The organism is Paenibacillus sp. Soil522 (assembly GCF_001428245.1).
Classification (GTDB): Bacteria; Bacillota; Bacilli; order Paenibacillales; family Paenibacillaceae; genus Pristimantibacillus.
In genome coordinates, this window is record NZ_LMRV01000028.1 from 106,551 (window position 1) to 120,896 (window position 14,346).

Sequence of the window (14,346 nt, forward strand, 5' to 3'; positions counted from 1 at the left end):
TATTGGCAATTACGGTCATCTAAACGAAGAAGGAGAACCCTATGCAGCCACTAGCATCACACACACCGCTTATTGTCCAAATCGTCGGATACAAAAACACCGGCAAAACCACATTGGTTTGCCGGCTAACGGAGCGCTTTAAACAAGCGGGATATAAGGTTGGTACGATTAAGCGCGATGCGCATGATTTTCAGATCGATCATCCCGGCACCGATACGTGGAAGCATCAAGCCGCCGGAGCGGATATAACAGCTATTACATCCTCGAAGCGCACTGCGATCATGAAAGCAAACTTCGAATCACTCGAGCAGCTCATTGCGCAAATGTCCGAAGCGGATGTTATTCTGGTCGAAGGATTCAAGGATGCAGCTTATCCAAAAATAATTACGATTCGCTCCGCCTTAGACTGCGAGCTATTACAGCAGCTAAAAAATCCGCTCGCCGCCGCCGTTTGGACGGAAGCAGCCTCCGCAGCTGCAGCAAGCTCAGCTGTACCCGTATTCGATATTAATCAAATTGACCAGCTGTTCCAAACGGCATTATCACTAATTAATGTAAATCTATAAGTATATTTTCCTTTAATCCGCAATTCCTTGCTTATGAGCATAAATTGCCGCTTGTGTACGGTCATCAACTTCAAGCTTGTTAAAAATATTCGTAATATGGAATTTTACCGTTTTTACGCCTATAAACAGCTCGTCGGCGATTTCCTGATTGGACCGCCCCTGAGCTACCCGCTTAAGCACATCCATCTCGCGGTCCGTCAGCTCCTCATGCAGCGGAGCTTGCTCCTTCTGCTTCGGCTGGCGGAAGCGATTCATCATTTTCGCCGCGACCTGCGATTCCAGCACCGATTGTCCGCGCGCTGCGGCCCGAATCGCATCGGCGATTTCCGTAGCCCGCGACGTTTTCAGCAAATAGCTGAAAGCGCCCGCTTCAATGACCGGATAAAGCTTGTTGTCATCCAAATAGCTCGTCAATACGATGACCTTACATTCAGGGTAAAGCTCAAGCAGCTTAGCTGTCGTCTCGACGCCATCCATGCCGTCCATCACTAAATCCATTAGAACAACGTCTGGTCTGTATGCCTGTGCCAATCGAATGCCGTCCATGCCGTTGCTTGCTTCACCGACAACCTCGATACCATCCTCAGTGTCCAGCACCGCTGCAAGTCCGATTCGCACCATTTCATGGTCATCGACCAGCAGAACCTTTATCGGCTGACTCAATTGCTCGATTGCCTCCACACCTTACACCGCCCTTAGATAATCGTTAAATTTTTCAGTTTCATGGCTTATGCTTTCGCGTCCCGCAGTCCATCCGCAGGAACCCAAATATGAATAACCGTACCTTCACCTGGCTTCGAAATCATCTGCAACGATCCGCCCAGCTCGTTGATACGCTCTTCCATCGTAAGCAGCCCGTAGGACGTTTTCTTCTTAGCCTCAAGATCAAACCCAATGCCATTGTCCTGAACACTCATATGCACTTGGCTGCCCACGCGTATCAGCTTAATAACCATACTGTCTGCTTTGGAATGCCTAAGTGTATTCGATAATGCCTCCTGCGCTATCCGGAACAAATGATCCTCGGCATTCGGCGGAAGCACTATTGTGTCATCCACCTCGAGCGTGATCGTCATCGGCACCTTCTGCTTCAGCTCATCCACTAGAACAGTAAGCGCCTGCCCCAAATTTTTACCGTCCAAGTGAACGGGTCGTAGATGAAGCAGCAGAGCGCGCATTTCCGATTGCGCGACAGCAGCCATTTCTTCTATAAGCTGTACTTGATGCTTAGCCCGCTCCCAATCCCGCTCAATCGTCCTGCTAACGGCCGTCGCCGTCATCGAGATTGCGAATAGCTGTTGGCTTACCGCATCGTGCAGCTCGCGCGCAAGCCGCTGGCGCTCTTCGATCACAGCCGTAAATTTGACCTTCTCTGTCCAAATTGGATCGACCTGCTCCTGCTCTGATATTTCATTTTCCGTCGTCTCGCTATTGCTGAGCGTAACGGTAAAGCGGCTTTTTCTTTGCTGCTCGGTCAGCCGTTTAAGTGATTCCTTCAGCCTTGAGTTTTGCAAATAGCCGTTCAGCGCTGCAGCTGCAAGGCCCGCTCCAACGATGGTCAGCCCGATAACCGCCCATTTCCCCTGAAGCGTGAACAGTTCAACGTAACCGATCCCTTGCAGTACGATGACAACCAAGCTAATGATGATAAGCAGCCATAATACCGTTTCCGTCGCATTGCGCCTGCGGGCCGCATGATTCGGTTGGTTCCCCCTATAGCCCTGCTCCATACGGCTCACTTCCTTCTAAGTACTATATTAACCTTTATTTACATCATATGTAATTAGCAAAAATAAAAAACTGTCACCGTCCGTCGCGCCTCTACTTTCTTATCATTCTAACAAAACACATGAAAGAGCAGACCGTTATCCGGTCCGCTTCATCCATTGTCCTTATCCTATTCTTCAGTTGAAGACTTCGTTAATGATGTTGTCGGATTCAGCTTGTTCTTCAGCGCTTGCAGCTGCTCATCAATCTTAATTTGCTTCTCGGCATCGGCTGCATTAAAGCTGTTTGTCGCGCCGCTGTAAGAGTGAGGCGTGCGGAGAACATCTGCTTCTGCTTCCATTTGCATAATTTTCTCTTCCATACGGTAGAAGCCGCGTGATGCTGAGCCGCTGTCAATCGTGTGGTTCGCTGTCAATTGCGCCATTTGTTTTTGTGCTTTAGCTACTTGAGCACGGGAAGCCAGCTCATTTCGCTTGTTGCGCAGCTGGTAGAACTCTTCCTTCATTGTGTGCAGCTGCTGCATCAATTCCTCTGCTTGCGCCTTCGACTGTGCATGCAGGTCAACATATTCGGTTACCTTCTGGTCAAAATACAGCTTCTCTTCCAGCAGCTTGCGGGCCAGCTCTTCTTGACCGGCTCTTAGAGCCGCTTCTGCTTTGGATTCACGATCAGCCGCGCTGCGTATCGTTTCCTCAAGGCGCTGCTTCATGCGGCGCTCATTAGCCATTTGCTTAGCAACGGTAACCTCTGCTTGATGAATTTCGGACTCCATGTCCCGCAAATATTGATTCAACATAATGATCGGATCTTCAATTTTATCCAAAGCCTCATTTACCGATGCCTTCGTCATATCCTTCATGCGTTTGAAAATTCCCATATTAAAAATCTCCCTTCTCGTATTTAGCAATTTTGGCTTTCAATTCTTCAATTTCACGACGCAGTGCTTTCTTCTCCAAATCATCCATCATGCTATCGAATTGTGTTGACGTTGTAGGTTGTGCAGCCGGTCCCGGGGCGCTCCAAGAGCCTGGCGCTTGCGGCGTGTTTTTGTAGGGGCCGCCAAATTGTGAATGCGCTTGATGGCCAAATCCGGGATTATAGCCTCCGCCATAACCGTTACCGTAGCCGTTTGGGCCAAAGTTAGAGTAGAGCGGCGGTTCTTTGGGCACAACCAAGCCTGCAATAATATAAATCAGAATAACAGCACCGCTTGTAAAAATAGTTACAACAATAAGTAAAATCCGCAGCAGTGTCGCATCAACGTTCAACATTTCCGCTAATCCGCCGCAAAGACCGAATAGTTTTTTGTCACGTGAGGATCGATACAGTTTTTTCAAGACGACCATCCTTCTTTCTCAAGCTTTCGCTTCAACTGCTCAAGCTCCCGTTCTATAACGGATTGTACGGTATTACCTGCTTCCGTTACGAATTCTTGCCCCATTCTGCGAATGTCGCGCAAGCTCTTCGCTTCATGCTCCATGCCGCTAATACGATCCTCCAGCCTTCTGAATACGGAGCCCGACTGTATGCCTTGCTCACCGAACCCGCTGCTGTAGCGGCTGTTCATCCGCTGCTGAAGTCTTAGCGATTCCATGCGGGCCGCATAATATTCACGTTTGTCATATACGGATTGGTATTCGCTGCGCATCTCGCGCAGCTGCTCTTCAAGATCCAGCGTATTCTGCCTGCTTTGCTCGAACAGCTCACGATATTGGATCGAGCGTTCTTCACAGCTTGCCTTCTCATGCAAGGCGATTCTTGCCAGCTGCTCTTCGCCCGCTTTCAGTGCAGTCAGCGCTTGATTCTCGCGCCGTTCTTTCTGCTCCTCGGCGAGCAGCCATTGTGCCTTTAGGTGATTGCTGTGACCCGCGTACTGCTGATACAGCTTCTCGGCCTGTATAATATCTTCTCTTGTCGACCAGAGGAATTGATCGATCATCCGAACCGGATCCTCTGCCTTCTCGAGCCGTTCATTTAATGTGGCGACCGTAATGTCGCGCACTCGCTTCATAACACTCATTCCTTGTCCTCCTTAACGTTTTGTGATGCAAAACCGGCTTCTTAGACCCTTGCTATATATTCAATCGCAGCAATTAGTAAACTCTGCGTTTATCCTTCTTGAAGAGGCTCACTCCGGCTGCAATTAAGCCGATTGCCAGAAGCAGCAAGATAACGCCGCCGAGCTTGCTAAGAACCATCATCCCGCCGATTACGATAAGTATGCCGCCAATCCATCTCTTGCTGTTCATCCAACCGACAATACCTAGACCGATTAGTATGAACGGGAGCAAGAATCCGAATATAGCACCGAAATGGATACCGATAAAATTAAGTACCGCGATACCGCCAACAATTATGAGCAGTACGCCTAACGCGCTTTTTCCATTCATCTCTCATTTCAACTCCTTTCAGCATTTAATATATTTCATTTACGTTTATTGCCTAGCGTGTGTTGCTCTTGCTTATGTACTTAGTTTAGATCAATTTCCCCCTTTCTAAAACGGACCTTCGGCGGTTTCTGCACTGGACTTAGGTCGAGTCAGCAGCCCGCCTCCCGGGGGAAGAGCCAACTTCCCCACTTATTTTCTTCCTCATCCTATTGAGGCGATCCCGTGAGCCTTTTCAATTTGATTGCCGAGTTTCGTACTGTTTTCACTGCTTGTTAGCGGGCGTTTCGCGCCTGTCATGCAAGCAAGAAAAACCCGCGCCTTTTGCAAGACGCGGGCTTTCGTTATTTTCGGGATCATCCTTGATTACTTGCTTGCAAGAAATTCATCGAATTGCTTTTGCTTTTCAGCTACGACCTTGTCAACGCCTGCATCCTTCAGTTTCGCTTCGTACTCAGCAAGGATTTTGTCTACGTCCACCGAGCCCGTTTCAAGCGCTCTTTGGTATTGACGGATAACGTTCGCAAGGGCTCCAACCTCAGCTTTTACTGGCTCGCTGTCAAATACGAAGCCAAGACCAGGAGATACTTTTGCATTTTGGTTAAACTCTTTGAACTTCGCCCACTTGTCCGGGTCCTCAGTATCCCACACATAGTTCAGGAACTGATTGCCGAACATCCAAGATGCGCCCGGATTATAGTTAGGCGTATTAGCTGTAGCTGTTATAATTTCGCCGGCCCGGGTGTAGTGGTCGCCTTCGAGACCGAAGTTAAGAATATTGTTGATTTCTTTGTCTGTATGCAGCAGATTAATCAGCATCATTGCACGATCTGGATCTTTGGATGTCGAAGAAATACCAAGCATCGAGCCAGCTGTTTCAGAAGTTGCTACTGTTTTTTCTGTCATCATAATTTGAGCCAGCTTGCCGGTCAGGTTAGAAGCGCTTGCAATCTCAGCATCCTTGCCCGGTTTCATAGGCTCAATAGTCGAGAAGACATTGCCTGCCTTCCAAGCATCGCCTGAAGACACCTGCGTTGTAGCTGCATCAGCGTTGATATAGCCTTTCTTGAAATAATCGCGGGTAAGGTTCAAATATTGCTTGTAGCGTTCAATTTGCTCAATAGGCATTACCTTTACAGAGTTTTGATCGTCCTTCAGGATTGCGCCTGGAATCGTCGAATCACCAAGGAAGTCGTAGTTAGCGAAGAAGTGAGAATTAAATACTCCTGCTGTTGTGTATAACGGAATCATTTCAGGCTTTTTCGCCTTTACAACGGCATATACAGCATCCAAATCCTCTGGTGTTTTTACTGCGCTCATATCGATGCCAAGCTCATCGGCAATATCCTTGCGGTATACGATACCGCCTGCAGCTGCGAGCTCCTTATTCGTCGGAACGCCGTAGTTTTTACCGCTAATCTTTGCGCCTTCAAGGAATGCAGGGTCAAGGGATTCCTTAATTCCTTGGCCGTATTTGTCAATTAAGCCCCCAAGCTCAAGGAAAGCTCCTTTGGACACATATTTTGCGTGGCCATTCCATTGTGCTGTGAAAACAATGTCTACCTCTTCACGAGAAGCGACCATCAGGTTGATTTTGTCATCCCAAGCGCCCCAATCAATCGGCATAAGATCGATAGTTGCATTGATTTTTTCAGTAAGCAGCTTATTTAGCGCTTCCTCGATTTTCTTCTCATCGGTTTGAGGCGTACCAGGGAACACTAAAGTTATTTTATAAGGCTTTAAATCAGATTCAGCCGATGCTCCTTCTGTATCCGCTGGCTTGTTTGTTGCGGCGTTGTCTGTCGTAGACTCTACGTTGTTTTTACCGTTGTTTCCCGAGCATGCCGATACAATCAATACGATGGTCAACATCATCAGAAGAAGCATAGATGTCTTTTGTTTAACTTGCTTCATAGCGGGTGGACCTCCCTCAAGATTTAGGTTTATATGCTAAACCGGCATTGCCGGCTACAGCCGTAATATAGCTTCTATCGGCGAGATTAACCTTTAACTGCTCCGACAGTCAGCCCTTTCACAAAATACTTTTGAAAGAATGGATAAGCAAAGATAATTGGACCTATTCCTACAACAACCATCGCCATACGCACCGTCTCGCTCGGAAATTTGAACGTGCCGCCGGCTGCTGTAATGGCTGCCGCAGCGGTGCTGTTATTGGCTAAAAATTGAATATTAAGCATCGTCTTATACATCAGATATTGAACGGTGATGTTGGCATCCTTCGTAATAAACACCAGACTTAGGAACCAGTCATTCCAATAGGTAAGCGTCTGAAACAGCGCTACTGTCGCGAGTACCGGAAGCGATAGCGGCAATACGATTTTGAAAAATATAGTCAATTCTCCTGCGCCGTCGATTTTCGCCGACTCAAGCACTGCAGCAGGAATCGTTGTCTGGAAGAACGTACGGATAATGAGGACAAAAAATGCGGCTACAAGCAGCGGCATAATGAGTGCCATCATCGTATTTTTCAAATCGAGTACCTGAACGTAGACCAGATACCAGGGAACCAAGCCGCCCGAGAACAGCATCGTAAAAAATACGAAGAAAGTAAAAAACTTGGCATGAGGAAAATCAGATCTTGAGATAGGATACGCATACAACGCCATGATAATCAAGCTAAGCGTCGTTCCGACAATAGTAACTAATATTGAGATGCTGTAAGAGCGGAAAATTTGTGTTGCGTCCTTAAATAGGAACTGGTATGCTGCGAAATCAAACTTCGAAGGAATAAATTGATACCCGTCTCTAACGACAGCTCCTTCATCGGAAATCGAAACCATAATGATTAAGATCAGCGGTACGATGCAAAGCAATGAATACAAAATGAAAAATACATTGATGCCTAGAGAAGCCGGGAGTGACAATTGGTTTTTAGGATTGGACCCGGACGATATTTTCTCGACTGCTTCCATAGGATCACCTCCAAATTTTTTCGTAGAAATAGCCGCTATGCGATCATAAAACTAAAATAATGCGTTGTCTTTATTAATTCGGCGTACAACCCAGTTCGAAATAAATACTAATGCAAAGCCGATGACTGATTGAAGCAGCCCTGCTGCGGACGACAAGCCGATATCTCCGACTGTCAGGAAAGTGCGGTAAACGTAGGTATCAATTACGTTCGTCACCGGGAACAATACCCCTGATTCTCTCGGAACCTGGAAGAAGAGCCCAAAATCTGCATTAAATATTTTTCCGATTTGAAGCAAGGTCATAATCGTAATAATAGGCATAATAAGTGGAATCGTAATACCCGTCATTTGCTTCCATTTGCTCGCTCCGTCAATCGTAGCAGCCTCGTAATATTCATCATCGATACCAATAATAGCTGCCATGTAGATGACGGTAAAATAACCCATGCTTTTCCATGTGTTAACGATCGGCAAAATGTACGGCCACACCTCTTGTGTGAAATACCATTGCACCGGTTCAAGCCCAAATGCCGGCAGAAGTGATGTATTCAAATATCCGTGTTCATCGCTCAAGAAGCCAAAAACCAAATAACTAATGACGACCATCGACAAGAAATACGGAAGGAACATAATCGTTTGATGCAGCTTTGCCATAAATCTGCTTCTTATTTCATTGAGCATTATAGCAAATGCAAGCGGGAAAACTAAATTCAAAATAATAAATCCCGAGTTATATAGCAGCGTATTTCGTGTAATAATCCATGCATCCGATGTTTTAAACAAATACTCGAAGTTTTGAAGACCGCTCCATGCGCTTCCAAATATGCCGTCCGCATAATTAATGTTTTTGAAAGCGATAATGATCCCGAACATCGGGATGTAATTGTTTAATAACAGCAATGCGATGGCCGGCAGCATCATAATGTAGAACATCCAGTATTTACGAAAAATACGGATTTGAGAGATCTTTTTTACTGAGCTTTTTGGAATGTAGGCGGCTGTTACCGCTTCCGACGTATGTTTCGCCATCGCCTTCCCCCTCCTCTTTCTAAGATTCTGTTTATTTCCTCTTGTCTTAATTGTATAAAAAAAAGACGCCGACATCTGTCGGCGCCGTGACTATATTAACGGTGCTGTGACTTCTAACTCATACATCTTGATACTTTTTGCGATATTCCTGCGGCGTCAGACCGGTCATCTTCTTAAATAGCTTGGAGAAGTGCGAAAAGTTGGCATAGCCTACGTTAATCGCGACGTCGCTGACCCGGTTATTTGTTTTCTCCAGCATGATTCGTGCCTTCGCTATTCTTATTTTCACCAAGTAATCCGTTAATGAATAGCCGGTTTCCCTGCGGAACAGGCGCGATAGATAAGCCGGGTTCAAATACACCGATTCCGCAGCCTGCTCGCGGCTGAACTCTTCGTCAAGATGCTCCTCCATATAGCGCTGAACCTTATCCACGACCTGCGATACGTCTTTCCCGTTCTGATTGGCGTATTCCGTTGCCTGACTGCTTAGTTGCTGCGTCCAAGCTCGCATTCGGGCTAACGATTTTAGAACGTTCTCGCCGACCTCCCACTCTCTATTTATGAATACGTCGGTTATTTGCACCGATTTTTTATTTAGCCACTGGAACAGCATATTCATAAAACCATAATAAAACGAAGCCATGTACGTATAATCGACTTTTCTCTCCTGCATCTGGTCGAAGCATTCGTCAATCCGCAGCGATAACTCCGCCCTCTTGCCTGTCTCCAGCAATAGCGCCCAATCGGAAAAGGGAGCCTGCTGGAGAGCGCCCGGTTCTTGCTTCTGCTTATTGTCACGCTCTATAATAATCGCGCATGTATTGCTTACGTTGCTGCGCTCAAGCGATAGCAGCGCCTGTACGCCGGTGCGGAGCTGCTTAACCGGTACGGCCTCTCCGATATAACAGGAGAGATTACAATGCAGCATGCTTTTGCATTGATGAATAAAAGTTTTGCATCTCTCGGCAATATCGGCGATCGACTGCTCCTCACCCTCCGGCGAGCCGTAAAAAATCGCGTACAGAATACCGCTTCCATCCTGCACGATCTGACCCGGAGCACTCTGAAGCACAAGCTCCTCAGCTGCATTTTTAATGCCATACGTCATAATTTCCTCATCGCGGGCTGACCATTCTTCTCGCCAAAGCTCGATGCTAATGAGGACGACGCGAATCAGGCTGTCCGCTTGAAGCGGTAAAGCATAGGTTTGCATCGCGGATTCAAGCTGCTGCGGTGCCGCCGACAGCCGGTAGTTTATGACGTCCTGCCAGAAACGCTCGATTAGAATTGGACGCTGCTTGCTCCATTGCTCATAAAATAGGCTGTACGTCCCGCGAATTTTTGCAAGCTGCTCCAGATCGCGAACCTTGTCCAGCGCCTCATTCACACATGCTTTGAGCGCATTATGGTCAATAGGTTTAAGCAAATAATCGAAGCTGCCCAGCTGAACCGCCTGCTGCGCGTACTTAAAATCCGCATGCCCGGTTAGAAAGATTGTCACGCTTGAGGGAGAATGCTCATTAACCCACTCCAGCAAATCGATTCCGCTCTGATTCGGCATATCGATGTCCGACAGCATGACGTGTATCGTGTGCGCGATCAGCAAAGATTGCGCCTCTTCTGCATCAATCGCGGTATAGATGTTAGCAATCGGCAGCGTGGACCAATCTATTCCTTCCACAATGCCTCGAATCGCGATCTCTTCATCGTCTACAACCAATAAATTATACATCTGCCTTCACCCCTTCTATCCGTTTTGGAAAGACGATAATAACCATCGCCCCACTGCCCTCCGCTTGATTGCCGAATGTAATCGACATCCGCTCGCCATAAAGCAGCTGCAGCCTGTGCATGACGTTCATTATGCCTAGGCTGCTTGATTCCCCTTCCTGCAGCGGCTCCTTGTTCTGCAGCTTCTCCAGCACCTCTGGAGCGAAGCCGATTCCATTATCGCTGATGGTTAACGTAAATCCGTTATCCGATTCCATTTCCGCCGATATTTTAATTTGGAAGAGCTGCCGCCTGTTTTTGAATCCATGAATGATCGAATTTTCTACAAACGGCTGTAAGGTCAATGCAGCAATCGGGTAATCTAAGATGGCTTCCATTCCTTCAAATGTGCACTGCAGCTTATCAGGAAACCTGATTTTTTGAATCGTCATGTAGTTTTCGATGTGCATCAGCTCTTCCTTGAGCATGATCGTATCCCGATTGGCTTTCATGATGAATCGGAAATAATCCGCAAGGTGAAGCGACATCTTTTTAACCGATTCCGTATCGTTCAGCGCAGCAAGATTGTAAATGATATTCAAGCTGTTCATATAAAAATGGGGATTGATTTGCGCCTGAAGCTGCTTCAATTCTCCTTGCTTCACGCGAAGCTGTTCCTCATAGACATCGATTTTCAAGGTTTTAATTTGCTCAGCCATGACATTGAACGTATTTCCAAGAAACTCAAATTCAAGCGATTTGTTCTTCTTCAGCCTTACGTCCAGCATCCCTAGAGAAATTTTCTTCATCCCTAAAATCAGCTCATGCAATGGTTTAAACAGCATATTCCGCATAAAAACTAAGTAAATAAGCAAAATGGCTAAAAATCCAATCGGTGCGAATAAAGTCGCATTTCTGAAAAATAATAGGTTGCGAAGCAGCGTCTCCTCCGGTATAACGACCCGGTAAGCAATATTGACCATATTACTCATCCTGTTCATCACCAGATAGGTATCGCCTGTCTTCCGATCAGTCAATGATTCATAAGGCTCCTTCGATATTCTATAGCTCAATTCTAGCGGCGCAGGGTTTTCTGTTAACGGTTGCACCAACCTGTCCCCCTCAAACAGATAAATGCCATTATGACCGATATCCCCGTCGCTCCATTGGATAGAAAGCAACTTATTAATATCCTGTACTTTTATCATCGCCCCAACATACAGCCCTTCTGACACCTTAATGAAATTGATCAGAAAAAATCTGCCCGGCAGCCGCTCATCCGCTCTAACCTCCCAGGTGTGCTGATCATTCAGAAGCAGGTTTTCTTCCGTCGTCATTGTGTCCATGTGGGACTTGATTATATTTTTCGTATCATTATATACGCTGTCGGTGCCGAAAATAATATCGTTTTTGTGATACAAAAATATGGCATCGATAAGATTATAGACGCCAACATCGCGGTTCAGCTTGGCATCGATTCTTATTTTCGTTAACGTGTAGCCGTCACTGTCCATAGGAAAAGACATGAGCAGCCCGACATCGGAATCAAGCACTGACATTTTGTATAGATAATCATTAATTTGCGATAAATTGTGGTCCGTCTGACCGACATAAATATCGAGTGTATTTCGATATGTCTCGGATACCTTCTCTCGAACGATATCGCGCGCGTAGCTATTATTGATGAGCATATAAACGACAACCGGCAGCATAACTGCCATAAATCCGATAATAAGACGAGTTCTAATCGATTTACCGAATCTCATCCTCCGTTTTCCCCCTATCATTTAACGGACCATCTCTAACACTATCATTTAAAGCGCTTTCTTAAAATAATCTAAACTCAAAATTGTTCGGAATAAGTCATAACCCTCTTGTGCATCGTAGACAATAACACAAAAAAACTCTTAAGATCCTATTGGTCTCAAGAGTTTGTGTTTAAAAGTTTGGTGCCGATGAGAGGACTCGAACCTCCACGGTTTCCCTCACGATTTTGAGTCGCGCGCGTCTGCCATTCCGCCACATCGGCATTCAGAAGAAATATGGCGTGCCCTAAGAGATTCGAACTCCTGGCCTTTTGATTCGTAGTCAAACGCTCTATCCAGCTGAGCTAAGGGCACATATCTTATTTCAGTAAAAATTGTGGAGGCGCCACCCAGACTCGAACTGGGGGTAGAGCTTTTGCAGAGCTCTGCCTTACCACTTGGCTATGGCGCCAAATTAATGGAGCGGAAGACGGGAATCGAACCCGCGACCCTCGCCTTGGCAAGGCGATGCTCTACCGCTGAGCCACTTCCGCATATAAATGGCTGGGGATTCAGGGATCGAACCTGAGAATGACGGAGTCAAAGTCCGTTGCCTTACCGCTTGGCTAATCCCCAACANTAATGGAGCGGAAGACGGGAATCGAACCCGCGACCCTCGCCTTGGCAAGGCGATGCTCTACCGCTGAGCCACTTCCGCATATAAATGGCTGGGGATTCAGGGATCGAACCTGAGAATGACGGAGTCAAAGTCCGTTGCCTTACCGCTTGGCTAATCCCCAACATTTTTAAAAGCATTTTTTTTGAAAAATGGGGCGATCGAGGGGAATTGAACCCCCGAATGTCGGATCCACAAACCGATGCGTTAACCACTTCGCCACGACCGCCATCTTCAAATATTATATTGGCAGGGGCAGCAGGAATTGAACCCACACCAAAGGTTTTGGAGACCTTTGTTCTACCTTTAAACTATGCCCCTAAGGTAAACTGGTGGAGGATGCATCTTCAATATTTTATTGGCAGGGGCAGCAGGAATTGAACCCACACCAAAGGTTTTGGAGACCTTTGTTCTACCTTTAAACTATGCCCCTAAGGTAAACTGGTGGAGGATGATGGATTCGAACCACCGAACTCAGAGAGAGCAGATTTACAGTCTGCCGTGTTTAGCCACTTCACTAATCCTCCATGTGGTGCCGTCGAGAGGACTTGAACCCCCAACCTACTGATTACAAGTCAGTTGCTCTACCAGTTGAGCTACAACGGCNGCCACTTCACTAATCCTCCATGTGGTGCCGTCGAGAGGACTTGAACCCCCAACCTACTGATTACAAGTCAGTTGCTCTACCAGTTGAGCTACAACGGCTTATTTACTTTTCATTGCTTTTACATCATAAATGGTGGCTCGGGACGGAATCGAACCGCCGACACGAGGATTTTCAGTCCTCTGCTCTACCGACTGAGCTACCGAGCCTGATGTTGTTTRARTGGCGGAGCTGACGGGATTCGAACCCGCGGTCTCCTGCGTGACAGGCAGGCATGTTGGGCCACTACACCACAGCTCCACATCATAATCTCGGAAACTTCCGAAAGGTAAAGACTTTTTTGGTTGCGGGGGCAGGATTTGAACCTGCGGCCTTCGGGTTATGAGCCCGACGAGCTACCGGGCTGCTCCACCCCGCGTCGTTATTATTTAAATGGTGGAGGCTGACGGGATCGAACCGCCGACCCTCTGCTTGTAAGGCAGATGCTCTCCCAGCTGAGCTAAGCCTCCATATTGAGCGACCTTTATATCTTATCATAGGCCATTGTTCTGTGTCAAACGTTTTTTAAAAAGTTTTTGGTGACCCGTAGGGGACTCGAACCCCTGTTACCTCCGTGAAAGGGAGGTGTCTTAACCACTTGACCAACGGGCCTTACTGGCAGAGAGGAAGGGATTCGAACCCTCGAGACCCGGTTAGAGCCTACACGATTTCCAATCGTGCTCCTTCGACCACTCGGACACCTCTCTATAATGGCTCCCCGAACAGGACTCGAACCTGTGACAACTCGATTAACAGTCGAGTGCTCTACCAACTGAGCTATCAGGGAATATGAATCAGATCAAAGCAAATTGCGCCCTGAAAACTGGATACGAAAGATAGGTTTGCTGAACCTTTTTAGCTGCTGTCTGCCGGATGTATGGGTCCTGGCAAACGTTTTAGGATAAGCCCTCGACCGATTAGTATTCGTC

At 46.9% G+C, this 14,346-nt stretch carries 12 protein-coding genes and 20 tRNA genes; 1 reads left to right on the forward strand and 31 read right to left on the reverse strand.

The features are described from left to right. Nucleotides 1-41 precede the first annotated feature (41 nt). Nucleotides 42-566 (forward strand): molybdopterin-guanine dinucleotide biosynthesis protein B, encoded by a 525-nt coding sequence (gene mobB, locus ASG81_RS06360; RefSeq protein ID WP_056630691.1) that lies wholly within the window; start codon nt 42-44, stop codon nt 564-566. A 12-nt stretch (nt 567-578) separates the two neighbouring features. On the opposite strand, the gene ASG81_RS06365 is transcribed toward mobB, so the two are convergent. From ASG81_RS06365 to ASG81_RS06515, 31 genes are all read right to left on the reverse strand, one after another. Next, nucleotides 579-1,229 (reverse strand): response regulator transcription factor, encoded by a 651-nt coding sequence (locus tag ASG81_RS06365; protein WP_056630756.1) that lies wholly within the window; start codon nt 1,227-1,229, stop codon nt 579-581. A gap of 65 nt (nt 1,230-1,294) precedes the next feature. Continuing rightward, nucleotides 1,295-2,296 carry a sensor histidine kinase gene (locus ASG81_RS06370; RefSeq protein WP_056630693.1) on the reverse strand — a complete coding sequence of 334 codons (1,002 nt, stop codon included), beginning with the start codon at nt 2,294-2,296 and terminating at the stop codon, nt 1,295-1,297. Nucleotides 2,297-2,463: 167 nt separating this feature from the next. Further along, on the reverse strand, nt 2,464-3,171 hold the full coding sequence (locus ASG81_RS06375; protein WP_056630696.1) for a PspA/IM30 family protein: 708 nt from the start codon (nt 3,169-3,171) through the stop codon (nt 2,464-2,466). A gap of 1 nt (nt 3,172) precedes the next feature. Next, a complete protein-coding gene (locus ASG81_RS06380) occupies nt 3,173-3,640 on the reverse strand; it encodes a PspC domain-containing protein (RefSeq protein ID WP_056630699.1) in 468 nt (155 codons plus the stop codon). Next, nucleotides 3,628-4,314, reverse strand: a complete 687-nt coding sequence (locus tag ASG81_RS06385) for a PspA/IM30 family protein (RefSeq protein ID WP_056630703.1) — start codon at nt 4,312-4,314, stop codon at nt 3,628-3,630. The genes ASG81_RS06380 and ASG81_RS06385 overlap by 13 nt, the downstream gene beginning before the upstream one ends. Nucleotides 4,315-4,387: 73 nt before the next feature. After that, a complete protein-coding gene (locus tag ASG81_RS06390) occupies nt 4,388-4,684 on the reverse strand; it encodes a LiaF transmembrane domain-containing protein (protein ID WP_056630707.1) in 297 nt (98 codons plus the stop codon). 363 nt (nt 4,685-5,047) lie between these two features. Further along, on the reverse strand, nt 5,048-6,595 hold the full coding sequence (locus ASG81_RS06395; RefSeq protein WP_056630710.1) for an ABC transporter substrate-binding protein: 1,548 nt from the start codon (nt 6,593-6,595) through the stop codon (nt 5,048-5,050). 86 nt (nt 6,596-6,681) lie between these two features. Then, the gene (locus ASG81_RS06400; protein WP_056630713.1) at nt 6,682-7,614 is read right to left on the reverse strand and encodes a carbohydrate ABC transporter permease; all 933 of its coding nucleotides are present in this window, start codon (nt 7,612-7,614) and stop codon (nt 6,682-6,684) included. Nucleotides 7,615-7,665: 51 nt separating this feature from the next. Then, nucleotides 7,666-8,643 carry an ABC transporter permease gene (locus ASG81_RS06405; RefSeq protein ID WP_056630716.1) on the reverse strand — a complete coding sequence of 326 codons (978 nt, stop codon included), beginning with the start codon at nt 8,641-8,643 and terminating at the stop codon, nt 7,666-7,668. 118 nt (nt 8,644-8,761) lie between these two features. Next, on the reverse strand, nt 8,762-10,375 hold the full coding sequence (locus tag ASG81_RS06410) for a helix-turn-helix domain-containing protein (protein WP_056630718.1): 1,614 nt from the start codon (nt 10,373-10,375) through the stop codon (nt 8,762-8,764). After that, the gene (locus ASG81_RS06415) at nt 10,368-12,119 is read right to left on the reverse strand and encodes a sensor histidine kinase (protein ID WP_056630721.1); all 1,752 of its coding nucleotides are present in this window, start codon (nt 12,117-12,119) and stop codon (nt 10,368-10,370) included. The genes ASG81_RS06410 and ASG81_RS06415 overlap by 8 nt, the downstream gene beginning before the upstream one ends. Before the next feature lie 181 nt (nt 12,120-12,300). Next, nucleotides 12,301-12,382, reverse strand: a tRNA-Leu gene (locus ASG81_RS06420). Between the two features lie 14 nt (nt 12,383-12,396). Beyond that, a tRNA-Arg gene (locus ASG81_RS06425) sits at nt 12,397-12,473 on the reverse strand. A 23-nt stretch (nt 12,474-12,496) separates the two neighbouring features. Continuing rightward, nucleotides 12,497-12,570 (reverse strand) — tRNA-Cys (locus tag ASG81_RS06430). Nucleotides 12,571-12,577: 7 nt separating this feature from the next. Further along, a tRNA-Gly gene (locus ASG81_RS06435) sits at nt 12,578-12,652 on the reverse strand. Between the two features lie 7 nt (nt 12,653-12,659). Further along, nucleotides 12,660-12,734: transfer RNA gene (locus tag ASG81_RS06440), tRNA-Gln, on the reverse strand. A 7-nt stretch (nt 12,735-12,741) separates the two neighbouring features. Next, nucleotides 12,742-12,816, reverse strand: a tRNA-Gly gene (locus ASG81_RS06445). A 7-nt stretch (nt 12,817-12,823) separates the two neighbouring features. Further along, nucleotides 12,824-12,898: transfer RNA gene (locus tag ASG81_RS06450), tRNA-Gln, on the reverse strand. Between the two features lie 29 nt (nt 12,899-12,927). Then, nucleotides 12,928-13,003: transfer RNA gene (locus ASG81_RS06455), tRNA-His, on the reverse strand. Between the two features lie 18 nt (nt 13,004-13,021). Continuing rightward, nucleotides 13,022-13,095: transfer RNA gene (locus ASG81_RS06460), tRNA-Trp, on the reverse strand. 38 nt (nt 13,096-13,133) lie between these two features. Then, nucleotides 13,134-13,207 (reverse strand) — tRNA-Trp (locus ASG81_RS06465). Between the two features lie 9 nt (nt 13,208-13,216). Then, nucleotides 13,217-13,301 (reverse strand) — tRNA-Tyr (locus ASG81_RS06470). Nucleotides 13,302-13,304: 3 nt separating this feature from the next. Beyond that, nucleotides 13,305-13,380 (reverse strand) — tRNA-Thr (locus ASG81_RS06475). 23 nt (nt 13,381-13,403) lie between these two features. After that, a tRNA-Thr gene (locus ASG81_RS06480) sits at nt 13,404-13,479 on the reverse strand. Nucleotides 13,480-13,511: 32 nt separating this feature from the next. Continuing rightward, nucleotides 13,512-13,587: transfer RNA gene (locus ASG81_RS06485), tRNA-Phe, on the reverse strand. A 14-nt stretch (nt 13,588-13,601) separates the two neighbouring features. Further along, a tRNA-Asp gene (locus tag ASG81_RS06490) sits at nt 13,602-13,678 on the reverse strand. Between the two features lie 41 nt (nt 13,679-13,719). Further along, nucleotides 13,720-13,796, reverse strand: a tRNA-Met gene (locus tag ASG81_RS06495). 15 nt (nt 13,797-13,811) lie between these two features. Next, nucleotides 13,812-13,887 (reverse strand) — tRNA-Val (locus ASG81_RS06500). 67 nt (nt 13,888-13,954) lie between these two features. Then, nucleotides 13,955-14,029: transfer RNA gene (locus ASG81_RS06505), tRNA-Glu, on the reverse strand. 4 nt (nt 14,030-14,033) lie between these two features. Beyond that, nucleotides 14,034-14,124 (reverse strand) — tRNA-Ser (locus ASG81_RS06510). A gap of 4 nt (nt 14,125-14,128) precedes the next feature. Next, nucleotides 14,129-14,204: transfer RNA gene (locus ASG81_RS06515), tRNA-Asn, on the reverse strand. Nucleotides 14,205-14,346: the final 142 nt, after the last annotated feature.

Coding starts and splice junctions, on each gene's coding strand:
- mobB (WP_056630691.1), top strand. CDS start 42: ATGCAGCCACTAGCATCACACACACCGCTTATTGTCCAAATCGTCGGA.
- ASG81_RS06380 (WP_056630699.1), bottom strand. CDS start 3,640: ATGGTCGTCTTGAAAAAACTGTATCGATCCTCACGTGACAAAAAACTA.
- ASG81_RS06415 (WP_056630721.1), bottom strand. CDS start 12,119: ATGAGATTCGGTAAATCGATTAGAACTCGTCTTATTATCGGATTTATG.
- ASG81_RS06390 (WP_056630707.1), bottom strand. CDS start 4,684: ATGAATGGAAAAAGCGCGTTAGGCGTACTGCTCATAATTGTTGGCGGT.
- ASG81_RS06400 (WP_056630713.1), bottom strand. CDS start 7,614: ATGGAAGCAGTCGAGAAAATATCGTCCGGGTCCAATCCTAAAAACCAA.
- ASG81_RS06370 (WP_056630693.1), bottom strand. CDS start 2,296: ATGGAGCAGGGCTATAGGGGGAACCAACCGAATCATGCGGCCCGCAGG.
- ASG81_RS06375 (WP_056630696.1), bottom strand. CDS start 3,171: ATGGGAATTTTCAAACGCATGAAGGATATGACGAAGGCATCGGTAAAT.
- ASG81_RS06395 (WP_056630710.1), bottom strand. CDS start 6,595: ATGAAGCAAGTTAAACAAAAGACATCTATGCTTCTTCTGATGATGTTG.
- ASG81_RS06410 (WP_056630718.1), bottom strand. CDS start 10,375: ATGTATAATTTATTGGTTGTAGACGATGAAGAGATCGCGATTCGAGGC.
- ASG81_RS06385 (WP_056630703.1), bottom strand. CDS start 4,314: ATGAGTGTTATGAAGCGAGTGCGCGACATTACGGTCGCCACATTAAAT.
- ASG81_RS06405 (WP_056630716.1), bottom strand. CDS start 8,643: ATGGCGAAACATACGTCGGAAGCGGTAACAGCCGCCTACATTCCAAAA.